This is a genomic window from Stenotrophomonas sp. Br8 (assembly GCF_014763005.1).
Taxonomy (GTDB): Bacteria; Pseudomonadota; Gammaproteobacteria; order Xanthomonadales; family Xanthomonadaceae; genus Stenotrophomonas; species Stenotrophomonas lactitubi.
In genome coordinates this window covers 60,800-81,484 of sequence record NZ_JACGTN010000013.1, presented here as the reverse complement: position 1 = coordinate 81,484, position 20,685 = coordinate 60,800, and the positions used below count along the sequence as shown (strand labels likewise).

Sequence of the window (20,685 nt, the reverse complement as noted above, 5' to 3'; positions counted from 1 at the left end):
CGGCTGGCCGATCAGCTGGCCGATGTGGCGGTAGTTGCCCCGGCCGGTGTGCATCATCGGGCCACGTCCGCGATAGACGAAGCCGTCGCCGCCGGCCTCGTTGCCGTTGCCGTTGCGGTTGGCATAGACGCGGTTGCCCAGCTTCGCCGGCTGGTGGACGAACGCAGCAGCCTCGGGGCCTTCGACGTACTTGCCGAACACTTCGAGCAGGCGCTCGCGGCTGTAGCTGAGCGATTCCTCAACACGCGACAGGCTCAGGCTCTCGTGGCCGACCTGCGCGAGGAAGTAAGCGGCGCGCACGGGCGTATTGATCCCGAAACGCTTCATGGCCGCATTGAAGGGCGCCACCCAGCGCTGAGCGCGGGCCAGCGGGCACTGCATGATTTGCGCCAGTTGTGGGGCGGTCAGCACGTCAGTTGCTCCCGAACAGGTGCGCGACGTTGCCGCGCGAACGATAGGTGGCCACCAGCAGGACCAGCAGTAGCAGCAGCTGCCAGACGGTGACGTGGGCACGCGCGCCCTGCAGCATGATCTGCAGCGCCAGGCCGCCGGTGGAGGCGATCAGCAGCCATGCGCACCAGGCGATGGCGGGGCGGTGGTTGGCGCCGGGTGCTGGCCGGTAGGTCAGCAGGCGGACGCAGATGGCCAGGCTGCACAGCAGCGTGGCAGTGGTCAGGAACTCAGCCATCGGAGCCTCCACGCGGCAGGCGGGTCACATCAGCGGTGCGGCTGCGCTCGATCAGGCTCAGGGTCAGGGTGACGATGACCGCCGCACAGATGAACGCGGCAAGGCCAGTGGACACCACGCCGAAGCGCTGCATCACCTCGGTACCGCCGAGGTAGCCGGCCACGACGCTGATGGCCAGATACACCAAGCGCTTCCAGATCGGCAGGTTCTTGGCCGACACGACGAACAGGGTGGCGCCGGCGAACGCGCCCAGGAACGCATCGGTTTGGATCCCCGGCAGGATCGACGCAAGGCCGACCCCCGTTGCCAGTGCTGCCATGCTGCCGGTAGAGGTTGGTTCGGTCATCATCAATCCCATAGCTGAACAAGGGGGCGCATCGCGGCGCCGGTGGACGGTGCGGGTACGTCGGGTAGCTCCACGACAGTGCCGATAGGCAGGACCGGCCCATGCAGGCTGATGCCGTAGTTCAGTGCGTGCGCCTTCTCGACCATGCCGGCGGTGGTGCCCAGGTGCCGGTGGCAGAGCGCGTCGAGCGTGTCGCCCTGCATCGAGACGACGCGCATCAGATCAGTTCCACCGTGACGCGCGGCAAGCCCTGCAGGTCGCAGATGGCGTTACGCAGATCGCGGCGGATCTCATCAATGGTCGGTGTCAGTTCCTCCGCACGCTGGTTGCCTTGTGCGGTGGCGTCATAGGAGCGGTAGCGCTCGTGCAGTTCGACGGCGGTGGCGCAGCCGACCGCGCGCAGGAACAGATGCACCAGCCGCGTGCTGCCGTCGATCACCTGCGCGGGCACATCGGCCAGGGCGGTGTAGCCGGCGGCTTCCTTGCCTGCCTGCCAAGCTTCCAATTCCCGCGTTACGTCCATGACGGCCGACACCACAGTGCTGCGCATCCGGGGGGCCGGAATGTCGCCGGGGACGCGGATCGCTTCACGCAGCACGGCTACGTCGATTTCCGGCCAGAACACGCCGGCGGTGACGTTGGGCTGTTTGGTGGCAGGTGATGCGTTGGCGACAAAACCGCTCATGGTGGCCTCGTAGGTCGCCGGTGGTCGGGGCGTCACACCAAGGGAGAGAGGTCTTGGTGATCGGCCCCGAGCCGGCGGGGTTGCGGGGTACGCTCGGTGTGAGGTCAGTCGTTGGACTGACTGGCCTCGAACTTCTTCTGCAAACGCTCGGCGCGCTTGAGGTCTTCCTTGCCGCCGCAGCTGTCGTGCAGCTGGATGGCCTTGCGCAGATCGTCAATGGCCTGGCCTACAGCCTCCCCATCCAGCGGCGCGCCGTCGGTATCCGGTGGCAGCAGGCCGCGAGCGCGGGCCAGGAGCAGCCGGGCGCGGACCTGATCGGGCATGTCGTGACCGTCGGTAACTTCGACGGCCCGGTTCAGCACGCCGAGGTCGAACGCTGCGCCCGTCTTCAACGCGTTGAGCGCGGCGATGCCGATCTCCTCGGCAACGACGCAGCCGGCGGTGCGCTCGAATCGGTCGGGCATCGCCAGGCCGTGGGCCAGTACGTAGGCGGCGATGTTCAGCGCCGCGTCGTACAGTCCCGCGTCGATGTTCCATAGCATCAGCGTGGACACCACGTCATCCTGGCCACCTGCATCGGCGGCGAGGACACCCTCGATATACGCATCGTAGGTCGGCAGCAGGGCGGCCTTGAGCTGGCCCTTGGCCTGGCTCGACTGGATCTGTTTCAGTCGAGCGCGGTCGGTCGCCAGCTGCAGCAACGTCTGCTGATAGATCGGCGTGCCCTCCATCAGGTTGCCCCCCACTGCGCGCTTGGCCGCTTCCTCGGCCTCCACGCGCTGCAGGTGTCGCTTCGCGGGACTGTCGGCCATGACCTCAGTCCCCGACCTTGATGTTCTCGACCACTGCACCACGGCCGTAGTCCTCGACAACGTAGTCATCGTTGGACGACTCGAAGTTGGCCACGCGGTTCTTGTGCGGCTGCTCGATGATGTAGCGACGGCGGCCACCGATCTGCCAGTAGATGGACAGGTTGTCCAGCGAGGTGACCATGAGGGCGTTCGACGGCATGAACGGGACGATCACCGGACGCAGGCCGCCGATGCGCTTGGCGCCCAGCACCAGCTCCGCGGCCAGTTGCTCGGTCGGCGCGTTGTCCTTGTCGATGAGCGGAAAATACTTGTCGTGGACCAGATCGCGGCCGAGCACGACGACCAGGTTCGGATCCTGCTGATGCCACGGGTCGATCAGCGACGACACCACATCCATCACCAGGGCGTCGAGGTTCGCATAGTCCTTGTTGGCGCCGCCGACCTTGACCATGCCGTCGGTCTTGCCCTTGCCCATGACGCGCTTCGATGCGTGTTCGCGGTATTTCTGCAGCCAGCCCTTGTTCACGTCCTGCAGCAGCGGGTTGGCCGCACGGTTCGTGGTCTTTGCAATGCTGGTGCCGTTGAAGCCGATCATGATGCGGTCCAGCCCCTGACGCTGCGTGATCGAGTCACGCAGGATGATCTGGAAGTTCGGCTGGCGTGCCCAGGCATCGAGACGGGGATAGGGAATGGCGGTGTCGTAGTTGGTCTGGACACACTCATAGCCGAAGCTGTCGAGAGCGGTCACGTCTGCCGGAACACGCTCGGCGTCGCCACTGGTATCGGTGCGGCCGGCGATGGTGCCGTTGACGCCCACGCCGATCTTCTCGCCCTTGAGGTCGATCACGCCGGGCATGTTGATGGCGGACAGGAAAGCGCTGCTTTCCTGAATCCGCTGTTCCATGGTCTGTTGAACGCTTGGATCGACCGAGAAGGACAGGGCGGCAGATTCGATGTTGTTCAGTTCGGCCACGCGGCGGGTGAACTGGTTGAACTGTGTACGGGTTTCGGTACGCATTGCGTTGCTCCGTGAGTGGGGGCCGGTGGGGATCAGCAGTCGGTGGCGTCGCCGACGTTGCCGCCGCTGCCGGAAATCGGCGGGCGCTTGCTGAACGTCTGCGGGGTGTCATCGAGGGTCTTGCGCACACTGGCCACCTGTGCGGTGAGGTTCTGGACCTTGGTGGCGAGGCTGCGGTTCTCCTCGGCCAGCTGCTCGATGCGGTCTTCCTGCGCGGTGAAGGTGGCCAGAAGCTGTTCGGCGAACTTGGAGGCGTCGGCCGCAGGCTCATCCTTCGGTGCGGGTTCCGGTGCCGGCTTCGGCAGCAGGCCGATGCCTGAAAGCAGCAGTTGCATCTTGCTGACGCGCGGCGCCGGTTGCTCGACCTCATCGAAGGCGATTTCCGTTTCCTCCAGCGCCGTGAACAGGTTGTCGGGTGCCTGCTTGCGAGAGGCGAGCGGATTCTTGTCCGGGTTCTGAGCAGCGAATGCCAGCATTTCCGTGCCCAGGCTGGCCGGGGTGTCGGTCACCGCCAGGCCCTGCAGGTACGCCTTGCCGGTGTCGGCGAACTTCGGCGCAATCTCGATGCTGGTGTAGAGCTTCTGTTTGTCATTGTTGACCATCGCCACCAGGGCGTCGGTCGGTTCGATCTGGGCAAACAGGGCCAGCTTCTTCACGCCGCCCACTTCGACCTCTTCGGCCTTCACGGCAAGGACGTCGCCGAACGCCTTGAACGGGCCGTCGGGCATCAGGCTGCGCAGGTGCTCCACCCAGATGCGGGCGCCGTACAGCTGCGGATCGTAGGACGCGGCCATATCGGTGATGTGCTGACGCTCGATTACGCGGCCGTCGGTGGTTGCGCCTTCGACGGCGACGCGGAAGAACTTGGAACGCAGCTTCTTTTTGTCGGTCTTGCCGGCCATTTCGCCCTCTGCTGGTGTCAGTGCGCATCGGTTCTCGATGCGATGACCCATGGTCGAATGAGGGCGAGGCCGCAGCAACGCACAGAGCGTGTAAGCCGCTGTTCTACGAAGGTTTTTCGTGTCGCGCGCGCGTGGCGCCGGGCAACCTGTTCACGTGACCAGCGTAGCCGAAAAACTCCACGTCGATCCACGGCGCCAAGCCAAGTTCCTGTATTGGATGGGGTGGCGCGTGTGCGATATCGCCAGCCTGATCGGCGAGAAAGAAAAGACGATCCACAGCTGGAAGGCGCGAGACGAATGGGACCGCGCCGATGCCGTGGAGCGCATTGGTGGCGCGCTGGAGGCGCGTTTGGCCATCCTGATCCACAAGGAAGGGAAGACCGGCGGCGACTTCAAAGAGNNAGCGATACCAGGGCGGCGGCAACGAAGTCGATTTGAATCCTGCGGTGGCCAACCGCAACGCCGCGCCGAAGAAGAAGGCACGTAAGAACGAGTTCAGCGATGAAGAGATCGAACGCCTGCAGACGGCGTTCGTGGACGGGTGTTTCGACTACCAGCGCGATTGGTATCGGGCTGGCAATGAACGCACGCGGGTGATCCTGAAATCCCGCCAGATCGGCGCCACCTACTACTTCGCGCGCGAGGCGCTGATCGATGCGCTGACCACGGGCCGCAATCAGATTTTCCTCAGTGCTTCAAAGAGCCAGGCCCATATCTTCTTGGGCTACATGCGCGGCTTTGTGCGCGAGGTGCTGGACCGCGATCTGACCGGCGATCCGATCACCCTCGCCAACGGTGCCGAGCTGTTCTTCCTCGGGACGAACGCCCGCACCGCGCAGGGCTATCACGGCAATTTCTACTTCGACGAGTTCTTCTGGACCCACGGCTTTAACCAGCTGAACAAGGTCGCCAGCGGCATGGCGATGCNNTGGCGATGCACAAGAAGTGGCGCAAGACCTACTTCAGCACGCCATCAACCATGGCGCACGAAGCGTTTGACTTCTGGACCGGCGACCGCTTCAACAAGGGGCGGCCGGTATCCCAGCAGATCCAGATGGATGTGAGCCACGCGCGGCTGATGGGCGGGCGCCGGTGTGAGGATGCTATGTGGCGCCAGATCGTGACCGTTTTGGACGCGGCAGGCCGAGGCTGCGACCTGTTCGATATCGAGGAGCTGCGCCGCGACTACAGCGCCGAGGAATTCGCCAATCTGCTGATGTGCGAATTCGTGGACGACAGCGCCAGCATCTTCCCGCTCACCATGCTGCAGCCGTGCCAGGTCGATAGCTGGGTGGAGTGGGCCGACGACTTCAAGCCGCTGGCCATTCGCCCCTACGGCGACCGCGCGGTGTGGATCGGGTATGACCCGGCCGAGACAGGCGACAGCGCGGGCATCGTCATTGTGGCGCCGCCGCAGGTGCCCGGCGGTAAGTTCCGCGTGCTGGAGCGCCATCAGTTCAAGGGCATGGACTTTGCGGCGCAGGCTGCTTTCATCCAGCAGGTTACCAAGCGGTATTGGGTGACCTACATCGGCATCGACGCGACCGGCATGGGCACCGGCGTGGCGCAGTTGGTGCGCCAGTTCTTCCCCGGAGTGACCATCTTCAACTACTCGCCCGAGGTGAAGACCCGTCTGGTGTTGAAGGCGTTCGATGTCATCAAGAACGAGCGTCTGGAGTACGACGCAGGCTGGACCGACGTCACGCAGTCCCTGCTGGCGATCCAGAAAACCATTACCCCGAGCGGGCGCCAGGTCACCTACACGGCTGGGCGCTCGCGCACCACAGGCCACGCCGATCTGGCGTGGGCACTCATGCACGCACTGCAGAACGAACCGCTGGAAGGCGGCGCCGCTGCGCGCGGCTCCATGGAGATTTTCTGATGACTGACCCTGACCAGGGCGCTACCGCGACCGCGCCTGCCGGCGTCGAGGCGTTCACCTTTGGCGACCCCACGCCGGTGCTGGACTCGCGCGGCATCCTCGACTATCTCGAATGCTGGCGTAACGGACGCTACTTCGAGCCGCCCGTGGATCTGCATGGGCTGTCCCGCACCACTCGGGCCAACCCCTATCTGCACAGCGGGCTGACGTTCAAGCGGAACATGCTCGTCAGCACATTCCGTCCGCACAAGCTGCTGAGCCGTGAGGCGTTCGCACAGCTGGCGTTGGACTACATCACCTTCGGCATGGCCTATGTCGAGCGGCGCCGCGCTATGTCCGGTGTCAATCACTCGCTGGCAGTGCCGTTGGCCAAGTACGTCCGCCGAGGCGTGGAGCCAGGCGAATTCTTCCAGATCCGCGCCGGTCAGATCGAGCATGAGTTTGCTCGCGGCGATGTGTTCCAGCTGCGCGAGGCAGACGTTGACCAGGAGATTTACGGGCTACCTGAGTGGATGCCGGCGGTGCAGTCGGCCCTGCTGAACGAATCGGCGACGCTGTTTCGCCGGAAGTATTACAACAACGGTTCGCATGCTGGGTTCATCCTGTACCTGACCGACTCGGTGACCGAGAAAGACGATGTGGACGGCATCCGGAATGCACTGCGCGAGTCGCGCGGGCCGGGCAACTTCCGCAACCTGTTTTTGCATTCCCCGGGCGGAAACAAAGACGGGTTGAGGCTGATCCCCGTCAGCGAGGTTGCGGCGAAGGACGAGTTCACCGGGATCAAGAGCGTGACCCGTGACGACATGCTGGCCTCCCTACGCACACCGCCCCAGCTACTGGGCATCGTGCCGCAGAACAGCGGCGGGTTCGGCTCGATCCGCGAGGCGGCGACCGTGTGGACTGCGATGGAACTGTCACCCCTGCAGACGCGGCTGACCGCGCTCAACGAATGGCTGGGCGATGAGGTGATCCGCTTCCACCCCTTCGAGCTGGGAGCGGCAGCATGATGACCGGCCGCCAGAACCTGCGCTGCGGCGCTTGTGCCCGACTGCTGGCCAGGGCCGCCGGCGACTATGACCTACAGATGAAATGCCCCCGCTGTGGGGATATGAACCATATGAAGGCCCAGAGCCTCTCCACGGATCGCCGCGAGCGACACCACGAAGAAGGCTCTACCCATGAAAAACGAACTGATCCACGGCGATGCACTGAGCGTCCTGCCGACCCTGCCGGCCAACAGCTTCGACGCCCTCATCACTGACCCGCCGTATGCCAGCGGTGGCGTGCATGCCTTTGCCCGCCAGCGCAGCCCGAACGAGAAATACATGCAGAGCGGTGCCCAGCAGCTGCACGCTGACTTCCCCAGCGACGAACGCGACCAGCGCTCGCACCTGGCATGGATGCAGCTGTGGTTGGCGCAGTGCAATCGCGTCCTGCGGGATGGCGCACCGGTGCTGCTGTTCACCGACTGGCGGCAGCTGCCACTGACCACCGACGCGCTGCAGTGCGCCGGCTTCACCTGGCGCGGTGTGGCGGTGTGGGACAAGACGGGCGGCGTGCGTCCGCAACGCGGCCGGTTCTCCAACCAAGCGGAGTACGTCGTGTGGGGTAGCAAGGGCGGGATGCCGCTGGGCCGGGCTGCGCCAACGCTGCCGGGCGTCTTCCGCGAGTCCGTGCGCAAAGCCGACAAGCACCACATGACCGGCAAGCCGACCGACCTCATGCGTCAGCTGGTGCGGATCTGCGAGCAGGGCGGGCGCATCCTCGACCCGTTCGCCGGCTCGGGCACGACGCTGGTGGCTGCGGATCTTGAGGGCTACAGCTGGACCGGCATCGAGATGACCGGGCACTACTTCGACGTGGCGCGTGCCCGACTGCCCAGCCCCTAAGCCATTACGCAGTGCAGTCCCCACAAGCCGCCCACGGGCGGCTTTTCTGTTTACGCAGGCGCATCGGCTCGCTGTAGAGGGCGACTGTCCACCAACTGCCGGTACAGCCTGTGCATCGTATCCATGTGCTGCTCGAAGTGACCGGGCGGGAACCACGCGATTTCGCCGATGTACTCGGCCGAGCGCACCATTGCGTGCTGAGCGGCTTGCAGGATCAGGAACGCTATTCCGGCGTCCAGCGGTGCGCGAAAGATCATTCCTGGCGTGTCCCGCTGGTGGCGCAGCGACAGAGCGGTGAGGTCGTTGTGGACGAAGCTGCACAGCATCGAGTAGATGCCGATGAACTCAGGCAACTCTGTGTCAGTGAATTTCTCCACCTCATAGAGCTTGTCCTTCTTGAACTCTTCATGCAGCGGGATGTAACGCGCGAGGCATTCGGCCAGATTGGTTTCGATCATCTCGCGGTCCGCAGCGGTCAGCTGGTGGGATTCGAGCAGGCGCTCATAGAACCGCTTGGCGCCGTTGGCCTCTTCATATTGCATGCGTCGTACGTGGTTATCTCTCAGGCCAAGCATGAACAGGTCTGCGGTGGCCTCGATCATCGAGCGCACATGCACGGCCCCATGGGTCAGGAGGTTGGCCTGCGCTAGGCACACCGTGGCGTCGAACTGCTCCGCGATTGTGAGGAACAGCGCGCATTGGGGCCGGCCGGGTGGATCGAGGGGTGGGCGCATCTCGGCTATCAAGGCGGTGACCGCATCGACCTGACGGACTGACAGGGCGAGGGCGTGCTGCGCAAGGCTCATGCGGTTGTCCATGTGGGCCGAAGGCGAAGTGTTACACGGAATGCATACGGTTTGCCCCGATCAGGTACGGACGGCAGCGACTACCCCCCGGCGTGCGCACTCGTCTCCCCGCCACGCCTGCGCACTTCATGGGGTGTTTTTCCTGCACCCCCTGCAGCAGGCCCCCGGCGAGGCCCTGTATGGCTTTCTCCGGGGTGTCCGAGTGCCTGCCGACCCTGCGGTTCCCTGCGCGCAAGGGGGCTTTTCTACGCGCCTTGGGTGGCGAGCGCCGTCGGCGTGTCCCTTTAGGGGGATGGGGGGTGTCCGGAAAGGGGCAACATCTGCAATCGGCCATCGTTTATCACTGTAAGTCATTGATATGTAGGGTTATATGAGATTGCAAAAGATGTTAATTCAAAGCAATTTCCAAGGCCCCAAAATGTAATGTCATTGATTTTTAAGGGAAAAAAATCCTGTCGAAGTTGCCCCCTCAAAAGGCAATGTGGTTGCTCGAAGGTTGCCCAATTATTGCCATTGATATAGATGGATAAATAATTGATTTATAAGTAATTTATAGGGATTGGAAGCGTCGATTGCAGAAATTGCTACTTCCCCGTGGCCGAATGATTTTTTGCAACTAAAGGGCCGGAAGGTTGCCTTGGCATCTCTGCTGCCGCGCATGCACTTGCCCTGGCCGCACACCGCGTTGTCGCAGCCTTTGCGACGGCCAGCCTTATTCTTCCGCCCATGCCGCTGCCCCTCGACTTCTACTGGACTACGCGCTCAGCCAGCTGGCCCAGCGATCCGCTGACCGTGATCGCTTGCGACGGGGTATGGGTGGTGGCCATGTCGCAGCGCGTTGACGACAACACCTGGATCGCCACTCTAGATCGGCACCGGCATGGGCCCGGTGGGCCATCCCGCCGTTGCAGTAGCTACGAGCAGGGCCGCGCCGGCGCCGAGATGTGGGTGGCCAGGCATGAGGCCCGGCTCCGAGAGGATGTGGCCAAGATCACTGCATATCGGGAGGTGGTGCGTGCGAACAGGTTGGCCAAGTCGCAGCTGCCAACTTCTTCGGGTGGGTGGCTATTCGAGGGGCACGGTTGAGCCACGGGCAAGCCCACGAATAGCTGAAATTTCAGCCACTTGCTAAAATTAGTATAGTTTATATAATATTAGCAATCCTGTTCATTTGGAGCTAATCCATGGCCTTGGCAGACCGCCTCCCCTACTTCCCCCGGCCAGACCTGCTGGCTGAGGTGACCGCTCTACTGGTAACGGGGGCAAATGTGACGCTGTTCGCTCCCCGGCGACAGGGCAAGACCTGGTTCGTTCGCTATGAACTCCTTCCCGCCCTGCACGAAGCCGGTTGGTTTGCGGCACGGGTCGATCTATGGCGCAACAGGGACAACCCGTCACTGGCTCTCGTTGAGGGATTGGAAGCTATTGCATACGCCACCCCAATGTCTGCGTTGCGCAGGCCGTTGACGCTTCGGACTGTGCGTGGAACCTTCAACGTTGCAGGCGTTGAAATTGTAGGCAACTGGGAACCGGCGGAAGCCCCCCCGTCGGCCGAAGTCTCACTCGAAAACAGGCTTGCGAAAGCTCTCCGAATCATCTCTGGCAAGGGAGAGCACTGTGTCATCGCGCTTGACGAATTCCAGGCTCTTGCTGAAAAGAGCGCGGAGAACTTTGTAGCCGCGTTCCGCACCGCCCTTCAAGACCTCGAAGGGTCACTGAGCATCGTCTTCACTGGGTCGTCGCGTGACGGTCTAACCAGGCTCTTTAACCGGGCAAAGGCCCCGCTCTTCCGCTCTGCCCACAGCGTGACGCTGCCTGCACTAGGAGACGACTTTGTCGAGTCGCGGGCCAACTATCTTCTGGACGTGGCCGGCCTAGAAGTGGATCACGACGCGCTGAAGAAGCTGTTTAGAACGCTTTGCCGGGTGCCGCTGTTCCTCAACGAAGTCGTTCTGTGGATGCTCATCAAGCGAAATCCGTCCATTGAGGAAGCGAAAGACGCTTGGATGCAGTCGAAGCAATCAGAGGAGTTCGGCGAGCTGTTCGCTCAACTCTCCGATCTCGATATAGCAATCGTAATGTGGCTCGCAAGAAGCGGCGAAAAATCAGTCTACACAGAGGATGCGCGCCGCATTATGGGGATAATGACGGACGAAGTTCCGCTCCCCGCCTACAAGGTACAGGCACGTATCCGGCGCCTCACAAAGCACCAGATCCTTGAACCGACCGGTGCCACTGGACAGTACGAAATTGTGGATCAAGGGTTGCAGATTTTGCTGGGCGAGCGGTTAGACGGTTTCATCAAGGAGCTTGAGAAAGGAGCTTCTAGCCCAGCCCCCCCCTCAGTGCAGTTGCCAGATGTCTAGCCATACCGGCGAGACGTCACTCAACTAGTGGAAAGGCTCAGAGCTGCGGCAAACCCTCTGCTCTGAAGCCGCCTCTAACTTGATCGGTTGTGTGCCGGGAAAATTCTCAACCTGCTCTAGCACTACCAACGGTTCCACGAACGCTCACCGGGAAAAAAAATAACATAAGCCGTTGAATCGATTTAACAATTCAACTGTCTTGTAAACAGTAGGTCATCCGTTCGATTCGGATAAGCGGCACCATCTCCCGGCTAACTCCAATTGCCCCTTTGTTGCCTGGGGCAGTCTCGTGCCTGTGTGCCTACGCCGCATGCAGCTGCAGCTCCACGTATTCCGCCAATCCCCGACACGCCAGCAGTAGCCCTTCGCGCGTTCCGTCGCCGATCTGCTGCCCGTCGTCTCCATCCACCCGCACGCGTTCGGCGGCGTGGAACATTTCCAGCAAGGTGGTCAGTCCGGCAGCTGCACGGTCTGCGCGTGCCATGGCCATGCCCTGGCCGGGTGTCAGCGCTGGTCCGCGCCACGGCTGACCGTCGGCACCATCGCCGCTGCGGATGCGCTGCAGGCAGCCTTGCAATGTGATCGGGTCCGGGACATCGACGGCGGCGGCGAATGCAGCCTCCAGTGGCTGCGCAAGCTCGGGGGGCAGACGTTCGGCGGCGTCGCCCAGCGTGGCGGTCAGGTAGGGATAGTCAGGAGCGGACATGTGGGCATCCTCGGGTGCAGCAGAGGCGCCACCGGCAGAGGGTGGCGGGCGATGCGTGGTTTCCAATCCGGCGCTTGATGAAACCGGCGGGCACAAGGCCCCCACGCACCGCCCGCCATAAGGCAGCAGACGGATTGCCAGCCGGCGCCGTTCAAGAAGCAGCGACGCCGGCTGGCAAGCATAAATACATCAAGCACTCAGGGTTGGAAGCCCCGGCCATCCGTTGTCGATGGCAATTCATCATGCGCACGCAGAATCACGCGCTGCCAGTCGATTATTCCGATGGCATCGCGCTGTTTGAAAGGAAAAATGAATTATCGCAATTGGCTTGTCGTGGCCAACCCCCAAGGCACAAACGACATTCTGCGCGGCGTGCTATTGGAGCCTGAAACAGGCCGTGGCGCCGCTATCGTGCGGCGCAAAGTCAACTCGGCGTGTCAAGCCAACTTAACCACGTCCCCAAGCAATCGACTCAACCATCATACGCACCAGCTGGGCGATCAACGCTGCCCCGGATCACCCGGCACCAGGTGCCGCCACGGGAACACATCCTTGGCGAAATGGCTGACATAGCCCCCCGTCGCTGCCTGGATGACCATGAACGACAACCGTGGGCGCATGGCCTGCAGTGACTGCAGCTGTTCCAGCGTCAGCGCGCTGTTTCGCAGCCGAAAGGTGTGCACGGCGGCGAAGGCGTCGCTGGCGAACAAGCGCTCATAGGCCGCGAAAGGCGTGACCGCATCAGCCTCGCGCGCGTCGGCCCAAGAGAACTGCAGCTCCGTCGATTCGCTGAAATCCAGCAGGCCCAACGCAGGCAGGTTGCGTGATGCGGCGAGGTTGTCGATGAAGCGCTGGGTGTCCGAGCCACCGCCGATGCGCAGGCTGTGCAGGTGCGGCAGCGGCACCTCGAAGAACGCGGCATCCGGTGCATTCGGCACCACCAGTTCGCTGAGGTGCGGCGCCCTGGAAACGAAGCGGGCGATCTCGCCGTCTTCTTCCATGATGGTGCCCGCACGCTGCACCAGCGACATGTTGTGGTCGGCCGGTTCGGTCGGGGAGATCGACAACGAGCGAAGGCGTGGGAAACGCACATCGCTGTCCAGCAGCGCGGTGAACTCCCACTCACGCGTGCCATTGGCCCCTTCGTCCGGACCGGTGAACGACAGCGACATGACTGCATCGCCCACGCGCTGGTCGGACAGGCAGGCCAACGTCCACGCGAATGGCTCATCCCATGGGTTGCCGAAGAACTCCACGTGCAGGCCACCGTACAACGGCGCCACGGTCACCCGTTCCTGCAACGCTGCCCACAGCGGGCCGGCCGGGTCCTGGATGTCCAGTTCATGCTCGGCCGCACAGTCCAGATTGAACGCATGGATGCGTTGCTGCAGCGCCAGCAGCAGCTGCTGCGCGTGGTCGAAGGGCAGGGCGGTCATGTGTGTGTACCGGACGTCCGTGTGATACCGCCGATGATAGCGCTGGCCCGCTTGCGGTGGTCTGCGGCCGGTGACCGGTGGCTTGATGTTCCTCACGACAGAGCAACTCCGGCAGCCCCCATACTGGTGGCCACCGCACACCTCTTGCCAGGAAGCCGACCATGCGCCACCACCGCCTGTCGTTGACCATCGCGCTGCTCGCCAGCGCCTTCGCAGCTCCAGCAATGGCCGCTGTGCCGTTCTTCAACGCCAGTTGCCCGGGTGGCATCGACGTGCACGCCGACGAAGGCGGGCCGGTCTACGTGCAGGGCCGCGAGACCACACTCAAGCGCTTCAACGATCGCTACTTCGAGGCGCGCGATGCCAACAGCGGCACCACGCTTTCGATCAGCACCGGCGACGACGGCACACCGCAGGTCAGCTACACCGGGCGCGGCGGCGCCAACGGTATCTGCCAGGTCAGCGGCGTCGGTTCCCCTGCGGCCGCAGAAGGGGGCAGGCAGCACCGGGATCAGGATCGCGATGACAATGCGGCGCTGCCACGGGAAGTGACCTGCGAATCCACCGATCAGCGCCAGGTGTCCTGCGACATGGACACGCGTGGCACTGTGGAGATCGTGCGCCAGCTCAGTCGTACCCGTTGCGAGCAGGGCAGCAGCTGGGGCCTGTCGCGGCATTCGGTGTGGGTCAACGGTGGTTGCCGTGCGACGTTCCGCAACATGTCCAAGGCCGCAGCCAACGCGCCAGCGGGCGATACCGCGCTCGGTGCGTGCAACGCAAGCAAAGGCGCACAGGGCACGCTGGTGACCCAGGTGCCGGTCGGAACCGATTACCAGGAACTGATCATCGATTATCCCGATGGACGTTTCCTGTGCATGATGCGCAACGACGGCCGGATGCAGAGCGTTACGCCGATCAAGCGGCGCTGAGTCTGTGTCCCATGATTTGCAGTCGGGTATGTGGCTGCTCGCGCGTGAATTGGCCTGCAGAAGCAGGCCAATGACGCTATCGCGTAGCTCCGTCAATCCTCGTGGGTGGGGCGGGACGGTTTGGCTGGGCCGACTGTGACTTTGCCGGACCCTCCGCCGCCGCCGCCATAGCTGCCGCCACTGATGGGCCCGGTGTAACCGCCGCCGCCGCCTCCGCCACCATTGCCATTCCCGCCGCCGCCGCGAGCGGGAGGGCTCGTCGTAATGGGTTCACGCGAAGTTCCATTCCAGTCCTGGCTATCGGTCATTTGGTAGGTCACGCAGTGGGACGCGTTGCAGATGATGACTTTGGATCCTGGTTGGATGTATTCCTGGTAGCTTCCAAAATTGTTCTTGTTCGTTACCTGCACGTATCTGGTCAAAAATGCTTTCGTCGCTGTATCCGGAAGTGGGATCTGTCCACGACACTGCGTGCAGGACGCTGGGCCGAATACGGATGAAGCGTTGCCGAAGGGCCAGGTTGCATGCGCGAATGGAAGTGCGACGACTGCTGCCAGGGCTGCGATTGCCGCAATAAGTATCTTTGTTTTCATATGATTAAGCCGTCTGTCTATTCTTGGTTCGTAGGATTATCAATCGAGAGTCATTCGCAGCATGATCGGTAGATTTCACTTGAGAGCTCTTGCGCGTTAATGATCTGCTCAGTCTGCATGCTGCTGGACAGGCGGCTTATCGATTCTGCGGAGTATTGGCTTGGATGCACGCGCTGCAGGGCCATCCAGTGGCCGAGACTCTTGGTGTAGGAGCGCTCGGCGACTATTCCTCTGTCATAGATGTTTGCGAGAGCTTCGATCGAATCCACGTTCCCTGAGGAAACAGATTCGCTTAGATACTCCACAGCGTTCCGGCGATAGTCGATCAGCCTGCTGGGATCTGACAAAACTTCAGTGAGATCGCCGATGGCAGTACGAGGGTTCTGGGCGTACATCAGTCTGGCTTCAATCGACCCTTGGGCGGCTGCCAGTGAAAGCCAGTTTTCTCCCGTGATGTCGGTCCGTTCGGCAATCGCCTTGCAGTTCTCGATTTCTTCTTCGATACGCCTCGAGAACTGCTCGGCAAGACCCATGGATGAGTACACCTTGTACTCACCGTCGTCGCCGGGATCGAGGGCGCGTTTGCAACTGGCAACCCTTGCGTGTATTTCGTAGCTTGCCTGGCTGTCGCCTGTTTTTGATCGCTGTACTCTCTCGTCGATGTAGCTTGTGGCATCTCCTTTGTACTCGGGGCTCTTGATGTCGATCAGGAACGCCTTGGGTCCCAATGCGATGTGCGTATTGACCGGCGCGGTGGATCGCTGTGCATCGGTCCTTGCAGTACGCGGATCGGCCATTTCATGGGTAGATGCCGCACCCTCCAACTCCAGAAGTGACGCGTGCCCTGCCGAGGAGGTGTCGGCGCCGGATACCGAGCAGGACGCCGTCAACACCGTGAGCGTGCCGATACACAAGCGCTTGCTGAGTGGCCTCGGGAAGCTGGGTGAGATTTTTCTTCGATTCAACGCAGGAACATCCTTGCCTCCAATTTGGGGCGAGCACCTTCGCTGCGCCGACGGGAAAGCGATAGAGCCGTATCCGTCAGTGTGGAGAACCCCATCACAGGCGGAAGAACTTCTGATCCACAAGGCCGGGGAAGCCCTACGCGCGGTTGCCCGTCGTCCCTTTGCGGCATGGCGGCGCCATCCCCTGCTGCACCGCCGCGAGTGGTGTCACATGCGTCTGGCTAGACTGTGCTTCTTTTTCGTTCGCAGGAGGCACCCATGGCCCATCATCCCGCCGTTACCCTGATCGGCGTCCCCACCGACATCGGGGCGGGCCATCGCGGCGCGCGGCTGGGGCCGGAAGCCCTGCGCGTGGCTGGCCTGCCTGAAGCACTGGAAGCGCGTGGCGTGGACGTGCGCGACCTCGGCAACCTGGACGGCCCGCGCAACCCGTGGACCGCGCCCGTGCAGGGCTACCGTCACCTGGACGAAGTGGTGGCGTGGAACCACGCGCTGATGGAAGCCAGCTACGCCGAGCTGCAGGCCGGGCGCATGCCGATCATGCTCGGTGGTGACCACTGCCTGGGCATTGGTTCGATCACTGCAGTCGCGCGCTGCTGCCGCGAGCAGGGCAAGGAGCTGCGCGTGCTGTGGCTGGATGCGCACTCGGATTTCAACACCAGCGATGTGACCCCGTCGGGCAACATCCACGGCATGCCGGTGGCCTGCCTGTGCGGCCTCGGCCCGGATGCGCTGACCAAGCTGGGCGGCACCTCGCCGGCCATCAAGCCTTCGCAGATGCACCAGATCGGCATCCGTTCGGTGGATCCGGAAGAAAAGCGCTTGATCAAGACCCACAAGGTCGATGTCTACGACATGCGCTACATCGACGAGAACGGCATGAAGCGCACCGTGGAAGCGGCGCTGGCCGGCATCGATGAGAACACCCACCTGCACGTCAGCTTCGATGTCGATTTCCTCGACCCGAGCATCGCCCCGGGCGTGGGTACCACCGTGCCGGGCGGGGTGAACTACCGCGAAGCGCAGTTGGTGATGGAGATGATCGCCGACAGCGGGCGCATGGGCTCGCTGGATATCGTCGAACTCAATCCGCTGCTGGACAACCACAACAGCACCGCCGAACTGGCCGTGGACCTGGTGGAAAGCCTGTTCGGAAAATCGACCCTGATGCGCGACTGAGAGGGCCCAGCCTGAACGGTTGGACGAACCGTTCACACGCGCTCCACGCCCCTGCCGCCAGATTGCACCTCACGCGGCAGTGTTGGCTTCGAACCAGCCTGCCGCCCCGATCAATACAACCGAACCCCGTGATTGAGCGGTGTAGCGGCAAACCCAAGGAGAAGCCCATGAAGCGCGTAGTTGCCCTGATGCTGTTGTCGATGTTCTCGGTGGCCCTGCTGGCCGGTTGCAACACCGTTGCCGGTGCCGGCAAGGACGTGCAGAAGGCTGGTGAGAAGGTTGAGGATGCTGCCAAGGGCAACTGAGCCTGAGGTGGTGCGCAGTACGGAAAAGGCCGGGATCTTCCCGGCCTTTTTTCATGCACGATTGCGGGGCGTGGATGCCGCGTGTGGATGCGTAGTGAACCATTCAAGCAGGTGAGCAGCGTTTTCATGGCCGGTTGACCGTGCTTCAACGTGCACTGCGCGATGCTGCAGCCACGGTAACAACGCCGTTGCATTCCAAGGAAGCCTCAGCAATGAACAAAGACATCATTTCCGGCAAGTGGTCCCAGCTCAAGGGCAAGGCCCAGGCGAAGTGGGGCGATCTGACCAATGACGATTTCGATGTGGCCGAGGGCAATGCCGAGTATCTCGCCGGCCGCCTGCAGGAGCGCTATGGCTGGGCCAAGGACCGCGCTGAGAAAGAGGTCCGCGATTTCCAGGACAGCGTGAGCAAGGACTACCCGGACTACAAGTAACCGGGCCACGCTCGCCCACGTTCTGCCCCCACAGACAACGCCCGCGCCGGAAGGTGCGGGCGTTGCGCTGTGTGGCGATCAACGTGCCGGCGGGTCGGGCACGTAGCGGTTGGGGAACGCCTGCGGCTGGCGGTCCAGGCGCGACGGTGAATCGAGCAGGATGCCGCGCGCGCGCAGGTTGCGGGCGCTGTCGTAGCGCAGCTGCAGTACCTGTGCCGGGCTGCGGGTGGCGCGTTCGAAATCGGTATCGCGCACCGAGGAACTCTCACGTGCACCATGGCCGGTGCCCAGCGCAGGTGCCTGCGACTTGGCCGAGTAACCTTCGATGCGGCTGGCACTGGCATCGGCGGCCGCCGAGGCTTCGGCTGCCTCTGGTGCCGGCCCGGCGCGATCACGCAGGATCGGCTGCGGACGCGGGTACCAGCGGCGCGCCTCTTCGAACACCGCTACGCCGACCACGCCGACGTTGTCGGGGCGGCCGGTGCGGCTGGCGTAGCTGCCGCTGGGGCTGCTGAAGACGAACTGGGCCACTTCATCCTGGGTCTTGCGCCAGCCGGTGATGTCCGCGCGCTGGCCGGGATTGAGCACGTAACCGGTCTGCGAGGGATCGGCATCTTCGCCGGAGATGGCGTTGACCCCGTCCACCGACAGCACCACCAGCACCCGGCGCGGGCTGTCGTTGTACAGGCGCACCGCATAGCGATGGCCGCGCTCACCGGCCACCCAGCGCTGGCCGTCGGCCGGGTAGCTGCGCAGCTCGGTGCCGCGGTCGCGGTCGACCAGGGCCACGCGCACCGGGCCGTCCTGCGGCATCGGCGGGGGCAGCGGGGCCGGGCGGAAGCCGGCCAGGGGCAGGATCAGCAGCAGGGGCAGCAGGCGTTTCATCGGGCGTCTCCAGCGGGGTTGGGTGAATGAACGTGCCGGGGGCCCTGACGGGGTTGACCGTGTGCACGGTAAACTGGCTCCGTTCATAGAAGGTTTCCGTACGCAGTCATGACGACCCGAGTCCTTACCGGCATCACCCCCTCCGGCACGCCCCACCTGGGCAACTACGTTGGCGCCATCCGTCCGGCCATCGCGGCCAGCCGCGCGCCGGACATCGAGAGCTTCTTCTTCCTGGCCGATCTGCACAGCCTGATCAAGTCGCAGGACCCGCAGCGCACCCAGCGCGCGACCCTGGAGATCGCTGCCAGCTGGCTGGCCTGTGGCCTGGACCCGGAACACGTGTGGTTCTACCGCCAGAGCGACATCCGCGAGACCACCGAGCTGATGTGGTTCCTGACCGCCATCGCCAGCAAGGGCATCCTCAACCGCGCCCATGCCTACAAGGCGGCGGTGGACAAGAACCGTGAGGAAGGCCAGGACGAGGACGCAGGTGTCAGCGCCGGCCTGTTCATGTACCCGGTGCTGATGGCGGCCGACATCCTGATCTTCAAGGCCAACCAGGTGCCGGTGGGCCGTGACCAGATCCAGCACATCGAGATGGCGCGCGACTTCGCCCAGCGCTTCAACCATGTGTACGGCAAGGAGTATTTCCCGCTGCCGGACGTGGTGATCGACGAGCAGGTGGCAACGCTGGCGGGCCTGGATGGCCGCAAGATGAGCAAGAGTTACCACAACACCATTCCGCTGTTCGTGCCGCGCGAAGAGCTGAAGAAGCTGGTGTTCTCGATCCTGACCGACTCGCGTGCACCGGGCGAGCCGAAGGACACCGAAGGTTCGGCGCTGTTCCAGATGTACCAGGCATTCGCCTCCCCGGAACAGACCGCCGCATTCGCCAAGGCCTTCGCCGACGGCATCAGCTGGGGCGATGCCAAGCAGCAGCTGTTCGAGCGCATCGACAGCGAGTTGTCGCCGCTGCGCGAGCGCTACAACGCGCTGATGGCCGAGCCGGAAAAGATCGAGGCGCTGCTCAAGCGCCGTGGCCAGCAGCTGCGTGAGCAGCTGGCGGCACCGCTGCTGGAAGAGCTGCGCCATGCGGTGGGCCTGCGTGATCTGTCCGATGCCGGCGACATCGCCAGCGAAGATGCCGGTGAAGCCCGCGCCGCACCGCCGCTGTTCAAGCAGTACCGCGAGAAGGATGGCCGTTTCTACTTCAAGCTGACCGCAGGTGACGGCACGCTGCTGATCCAGAGCGAAGGCTTCGACTCGCCGCGCGATGCCGGCCAGCTGATCGCCGTGCTGAAGCAGGCCGAGCAGGGCGACCAGCTGCAGAGCGATCTGTTCAAGCTGGAAGCCGAGGTCGATGCGGTGCTGGCGGCGTTGGCCGTGCTGCGCGAAGCGGCCTGACCTGCACCACCTTTGTAGAGCCGAGCCCACGCTCGGCTTGGCGGAAAAGCAGCCGAGCATCGGCTCGGCTCTACAGTGCATTGCAGCCATGGCATGATGTCCGCGCGCCTCAGGCGCGATGACATGGAGTCTGCGATGGCCTGGTTGTCGCTGCTGCTGTTCCTGCCCTGGTTCATTCTGCTGGGCAGCCTGTACTGGCTGTTCCCGCGCCAGCCGCGTACCGCGCGGCGGCGCCTGTTCGATGGCGCCACCCTGGCGCTTGCGCTCGCCCTGAGCATCGTGGCGATGCTGTGGGGCCACCACATCGGTCTGGTTCAGCCGGGCGCTGGACCGATCTGGCCGCAGGTGCTGGCGGTGCTGTATGCCTATGGCGCGTTCCTGGCGGTGCTGGTGATGGCCCTGTTGCTGCGCCCGCGGTTCGCATTGCGCTGAGGCTGATTGGTAGTGCCGGC

General features: G+C 63.4%; 22 protein-coding genes, 1 tRNA gene and 2 pseudogenes. 12 read left to right on the top strand and 13 right to left on the bottom strand.

All coding sequences use genetic code 11. The features are described from left to right. The 8 genes and pseudogenes from H3005_RS12245 to H3005_RS12210 form a co-directional block, all read right to left on the bottom strand. A pseudogene (locus H3005_RS12245) lies at positions 1-411 on the bottom strand (glycoside hydrolase family 19 protein); the annotation flags it as partial. Between the two features lies 1 nt (position 412). Next, positions 413-688, bottom strand: coding sequence for a phage holin family protein (locus tag H3005_RS12240; RefSeq protein WP_100553315.1), 276 nt, complete (start codon positions 686-688; stop codon positions 413-415). Continuing rightward, positions 681-1,034: a putative holin gene (locus H3005_RS12235; protein ID WP_033833603.1), complete on the bottom strand. Its 354-nt coding sequence runs from the start codon at positions 1,032-1,034 to the stop codon at positions 681-683. Before H3005_RS12235 ends, H3005_RS12240 begins: the two co-directional genes overlap by 8 nt. Positions 1,035-1,036: 2 nt before the next feature. After that, on the bottom strand, positions 1,037-1,252 hold the full coding sequence (locus H3005_RS12230) for a tail protein X (protein WP_033833604.1): 216 nt from the start codon (positions 1,250-1,252) through the stop codon (positions 1,037-1,039). Beyond that, positions 1,252-1,719 (bottom strand): head completion/stabilization protein, encoded by a 468-nt coding sequence (locus H3005_RS12225; RefSeq protein WP_191078298.1) that lies wholly within the window; start codon positions 1,717-1,719, stop codon positions 1,252-1,254. The genes H3005_RS12230 and H3005_RS12225 overlap by 1 nt, the downstream gene beginning before the upstream one ends. Before the next feature lie 104 nt (positions 1,720-1,823). Further along, on the bottom strand, positions 1,824-2,531 hold the full coding sequence (gene gpM, locus H3005_RS12220) for a phage terminase small subunit (RefSeq protein WP_191078297.1): 708 nt from the start codon (positions 2,529-2,531) through the stop codon (positions 1,824-1,826). Between the two features lie 4 nt (positions 2,532-2,535). Then, positions 2,536-3,549, bottom strand: coding sequence for a phage major capsid protein, P2 family (locus tag H3005_RS12215; protein ID WP_191078296.1), 1,014 nt, complete (start codon positions 3,547-3,549; stop codon positions 2,536-2,538). A gap of 32 nt (positions 3,550-3,581) precedes the next feature. Next, entirely contained in the window at positions 3,582-4,451 is an 870-nt protein-coding gene (locus tag H3005_RS12210) for a GPO family capsid scaffolding protein (protein ID WP_191078295.1), read from the bottom strand. Between the two features lie 154 nt (positions 4,452-4,605). Between H3005_RS12210 and H3005_RS12205 the strand changes: the two are divergent. The 4 genes and pseudogenes from H3005_RS12205 to H3005_RS12190 all read left to right on the top strand — a co-directional run bounded on the left by H3005_RS12205 (position 4,606) and on the right by H3005_RS12190 (position 8,225). Then, positions 4,606-6,333 (top strand): annotated as a pseudogene (locus H3005_RS12205) (terminase family protein). After that, positions 6,333-7,343 carry a phage portal protein gene (locus tag H3005_RS12200; protein ID WP_191078294.1) on the top strand — a complete coding sequence of 337 codons (1,011 nt, stop codon included), beginning with the start codon at positions 6,333-6,335 and terminating at the stop codon, positions 7,341-7,343. The pseudogene H3005_RS12205 and the gene H3005_RS12200 overlap by 1 nt, the downstream one beginning before the upstream one ends. Beyond that, a complete protein-coding gene (locus H3005_RS12195) occupies positions 7,340-7,597 on the top strand; it encodes a Com family DNA-binding transcriptional regulator (protein ID WP_331273765.1) in 258 nt (85 codons plus the stop codon). Before H3005_RS12200 ends, H3005_RS12195 begins: the two co-directional genes overlap by 4 nt. After that, on the top strand, positions 7,515-8,225 hold the full coding sequence (locus H3005_RS12190; protein ID WP_191078293.1) for a site-specific DNA-methyltransferase: 711 nt from the start codon (positions 7,515-7,517) through the stop codon (positions 8,223-8,225). Before H3005_RS12195 ends, H3005_RS12190 begins: the two co-directional genes overlap by 83 nt. A 50-nt stretch (positions 8,226-8,275) precedes the next feature. On the opposite strand, the gene H3005_RS12185 is transcribed toward H3005_RS12190, so the two are convergent. Further along, positions 8,276-9,031, bottom strand: coding sequence for a DUF5677 domain-containing protein (locus H3005_RS12185; RefSeq protein WP_191078292.1), 756 nt, complete (start codon positions 9,029-9,031; stop codon positions 8,276-8,278). Positions 9,032-10,215: 1,184 nt separating this feature from the next. On the opposite strand from H3005_RS12185, the gene H3005_RS12180 reads away from it, so the two are divergent. Together H3005_RS12180 and H3005_RS12175 are read left to right on the top strand one after the other, a co-directional pair. Next, positions 10,216-11,397, top strand: a complete 1,182-nt coding sequence (locus H3005_RS12180; protein WP_191078291.1) for a hypothetical protein — start codon at positions 10,216-10,218, stop codon at positions 11,395-11,397. A gap of 168 nt (positions 11,398-11,565) precedes the next feature. Further along, a tRNA-Thr gene (locus tag H3005_RS12175) sits at positions 11,566-11,640 on the top strand. A gap of 58 nt (positions 11,641-11,698) precedes the next feature. Here H3005_RS12175 and H3005_RS12170 read toward each other — a convergent pair. After that, positions 11,699-12,103, bottom strand: coding sequence for a hypothetical protein (locus tag H3005_RS12170; RefSeq protein ID WP_191078290.1), 405 nt, complete (start codon positions 12,101-12,103; stop codon positions 11,699-11,701). Positions 12,104-12,603: 500 nt separating this feature from the next. After that, the gene (locus H3005_RS12165) at positions 12,604-13,539 is read right to left on the bottom strand and encodes a hypothetical protein (RefSeq protein WP_191078289.1); all 936 of its coding nucleotides are present in this window, start codon (positions 13,537-13,539) and stop codon (positions 12,604-12,606) included. Positions 13,540-13,700: 161 nt separating this feature from the next. On the opposite strand from H3005_RS12165, the gene H3005_RS12160 reads away from it, so the two are divergent. Continuing rightward, on the top strand, positions 13,701-14,468 hold the full coding sequence (locus tag H3005_RS12160) for a DUF3011 domain-containing protein (protein WP_191078288.1): 768 nt from the start codon (positions 13,701-13,703) through the stop codon (positions 14,466-14,468). Between the two features lie 643 nt (positions 14,469-15,111). On the opposite strand, the gene H3005_RS12155 is transcribed toward H3005_RS12160, so the two are convergent. Continuing rightward, positions 15,112-15,975 (bottom strand): sel1 repeat family protein, encoded by an 864-nt coding sequence (locus H3005_RS12155; protein ID WP_133120127.1) that lies wholly within the window; start codon positions 15,973-15,975, stop codon positions 15,112-15,114. Between the two features lie 309 nt (positions 15,976-16,284). On the opposite strand from H3005_RS12155, the gene rocF reads away from it, so the two are divergent. From rocF to H3005_RS12140, 3 genes are all read left to right on the top strand, one after another. Then, positions 16,285-17,205, top strand: coding sequence for an arginase (gene rocF / locus H3005_RS12150; RefSeq protein WP_191078287.1), 921 nt, complete (start codon positions 16,285-16,287; stop codon positions 17,203-17,205). Positions 17,206-17,372: 167 nt separating this feature from the next. Beyond that, positions 17,373-17,510, top strand: a complete 138-nt coding sequence (locus H3005_RS12145; RefSeq protein ID WP_019661832.1) for an entericidin A/B family lipoprotein — start codon at positions 17,373-17,375, stop codon at positions 17,508-17,510. A gap of 212 nt (positions 17,511-17,722) precedes the next feature. After that, on the top strand, positions 17,723-17,944 hold the full coding sequence (locus H3005_RS12140) for a CsbD family protein (RefSeq protein WP_089241428.1): 222 nt from the start codon (positions 17,723-17,725) through the stop codon (positions 17,942-17,944). A 78-nt stretch (positions 17,945-18,022) separates the two neighbouring features. Here H3005_RS12140 and H3005_RS12135 read toward each other — a convergent pair whose 3' ends face one another. Next, positions 18,023-18,829 carry a hypothetical protein gene (locus H3005_RS12135; protein WP_089241426.1) on the bottom strand — a complete coding sequence of 269 codons (807 nt, stop codon included), beginning with the start codon at positions 18,827-18,829 and terminating at the stop codon, positions 18,023-18,025. Between the two features lie 108 nt (positions 18,830-18,937). On the opposite strand from H3005_RS12135, the gene H3005_RS12130 reads away from it, so the two are divergent. Together H3005_RS12130 and H3005_RS12125 are read left to right on the top strand one after the other, a co-directional pair. Further along, positions 18,938-20,233 (top strand): tryptophan--tRNA ligase, encoded by a 1,296-nt coding sequence (locus H3005_RS12130; RefSeq protein WP_191078286.1) that lies wholly within the window; start codon positions 18,938-18,940, stop codon positions 20,231-20,233. 135 nt (positions 20,234-20,368) lie between these two features. Continuing rightward, a complete protein-coding gene (locus H3005_RS12125) occupies positions 20,369-20,665 on the top strand; it encodes a hypothetical protein (RefSeq protein ID WP_100554469.1) in 297 nt (98 codons plus the stop codon). The last annotated feature ends 20 nt before the right edge of the window (positions 20,666-20,685 follow it).